The 2,117-nt window shown below is 64.3% G+C and carries 3 protein-coding genes; 2 read left to right on the top strand and 1 reads right to left on the bottom strand.

Annotation, left to right across the window (positions count from 1 at the left end; all coding sequences use genetic code 11):
- Nucleotides 1-123 precede the first annotated feature (123 nt).
- Nucleotides 124-687, bottom strand: coding sequence for a hypothetical protein (locus tag IH09_RS36075; RefSeq protein WP_190233518.1), 564 nt, complete (start codon nucleotides 685-687; stop codon nucleotides 124-126).
- A 133-nt stretch (nucleotides 688-820) separates the two neighbouring features.
- Here IH09_RS36075 and IH09_RS36070 point away from each other — a divergent pair, with 133 nt between their 5' ends.
- Nucleotides 821-1,003 carry a helix-turn-helix domain-containing protein gene (locus IH09_RS36070; protein WP_052861970.1) on the top strand — a complete coding sequence of 61 codons (183 nt, stop codon included), beginning with the start codon at nucleotides 821-823 and terminating at the stop codon, nucleotides 1,001-1,003.
- Between the two features lie 115 nt (nucleotides 1,004-1,118).
- A complete protein-coding gene (locus tag IH09_RS36065) occupies nucleotides 1,119-1,508 on the top strand; it encodes a hypothetical protein (protein WP_052861969.1) in 390 nt (129 codons plus the stop codon).
- Nucleotides 1,509-2,117 lie beyond the last annotated feature (609 nt).

Genomic DNA, 2,117 nt, shown 5'->3' with positions numbered 1-2,117 from the left:
TCACCGAACAGATCTGACCAACCATCAGCTATCTCATCCACCACGAAGCAAGCAACGACGACGACCGCATCGAGTCACGGAGTGTCGTTGCAGTACTAGTTCCCCCTCGTTCCGTGCCAGCCGTTACGGCTGTCGTTCCTGTTCGGCATCGATCCCCTTCAGCGTTTCGACCGCCTTGTCCGTGAGCTGTCCGCCCGCCTTGCCTTCGACCTTGGTCAGGAAGCCGCGCTGACGCGCTGCCCGGAGGTGGCCCTTCAACGTGGCCTGCTTCGTCTCCGTCCACACTTCAAGGACGTGAATCGGGGCGCGCACCCCACGATTCACGAAGCGCACATACAGGGCCGAGAGCAGCGCGAGGTACTCGTCAGAGATCCCCTTGGGCAGGCCGGCCAGCTTGCGCCGGAACTCTTCGATCTCGCCATGCCCAGCGATGGCCAGGTCTCTCGCGGGCTGGATCTTTTCCCAAACTCCGGCGGTGTCGATCTGCCGTAGGACCGTGCTCGTGATGCCGCGCGCTACCTCTTGGGGGTCGGCTTCCTCGTGCGGCTCAATCACGAGTTCCTGGGGGCCGCCGACGCTAGCGGCAAACGGAATCCACATGGTGATCTTCCAGGCGCCGATGCGCTGTGACAGTTGGATGCCTGCTTCGGGCGCATCCTCGCCCTGGTCATGGCTGGTGTTCGTCATGCGGAGCAACATACGGAACCGAACCGCACTGGGCAAGTCAGGGTGTGACGCATCCGGGTTTGACTGAACCAGACTGATAACCCAGGATGGGGCAACCCGGGGGAACCCTCCCCTCTAACCGAGGAGCCGTCCTTTGCGGAACGCCTGCCTGATGAGCGTCGCCGACCTGGCCGATTACCTGGGCGTGACGCCCGCGTGGGTCTACAACAACCACCGAGCACTCAACATCCCCGCCCGCAAGATCGGCGGACACCTCCGCTTCCGACCGTCCGAGGTGGAGCGCTGGATCGAACGGGACTGCCGGGAAGCCGCCTGACCTGAACCCAACTCCATGCCAGCCGGACGGCTGGCCGTGCCTACCGGAAGGGAGCGCATGCAAACCACCAACAACCGGCGCTCACCGCGCCACACCGGAAGGACGCACCCGTTCAATGCGACAAGGCTTCGGCCCCGGCCTGTACTGGAACAAGCTCTCCAAGAAGGACTGCGAGCGTCTCGCTCGTGAGTCGGACGCCCCGCTGTGGGTCCGTGTCTACTTCGCCGCACAGTGGCGCTTGAACCAGATCGGACATGCCGAGTTCCAGTCCGGCGAACTGGCCGGGGTGCTGGCTGAGAAGGGCGGCAAGCCCCTCGGTGAGCGCAGCGTGTCCAACGCCATCACCAGGGCGAAGGAGAAGGGGTTCATCAACGACGAGTCCAACGCCCGCTGCCTGGTGCTCTCGCATCACCACGCCCGCACCGAGAAGGGCAGCCAATCTTGCAGCCAGCACAATGCCCGAGTCTGGCGGCACAAGGTGACCTCACCTTCACGCGAAACGTGAAGCAACCTCACGCCGGACGTGAAGGCAAACCGGGTCTGACCTGCGAAGTTCTTGCGTCGCTCTTATGTCTAGTAAGGGAAGTCCAGAGTCTTGCGGTGAGCGGCCCCGGTCGGAGCCGACAGAGCGAAGCGACTTATATGCGTACGTCAACGGCGAGACGTACGGGTGCAAGCCGAAGGGGCTACGTCATGAGCGGCCCCGAAGGGGGCCGACATCGTGAAGCCACTTACGTGCAGCGGCGAAGCGAGGGAAGGGCGCGCAGCGCCCCCATGGGCGAAGACCCAACGGCGAAGGCGTGAGCAGAGAGGGCGGCCATTCGGCCGCTCAACCCCGAAGCTACGTACGTGCAGTGGCGAAGAGGTAAGCGACAAGGGCGGCCTCCGGCCGCACATCTGGAAGCCCTCTTCAACAGAGCGGCCCCCAAGGGGCCGACATCAGGAAGACCAGGAAGCTAGCCAGGTGGGGCGCGGCAGCGCCCCGACGACGAGAAGCCCCTTCGGCTCGCAGCAAGGGGAGTGGGCCGCTTACGCGGCCACAGGGCGAAGCCACTTACGACAAGCCCCGAAGGCTTCATTCCTGTGCAGACTCCGAGTGCCGGCCAGGCTAGGC

Origin of the sequence: Streptomyces celluloflavus (assembly GCA_000720995.1) — a bacterium.
Taxonomy (GTDB): domain Bacteria; phylum Actinomycetota; class Actinomycetes; order Streptomycetales; family Streptomycetaceae; genus Streptomyces; species Streptomyces celluloflavus.
Note: the sequence above shows the minus strand (reverse complement) of the source record. Positions and strands in the feature narration are given on the sequence as shown.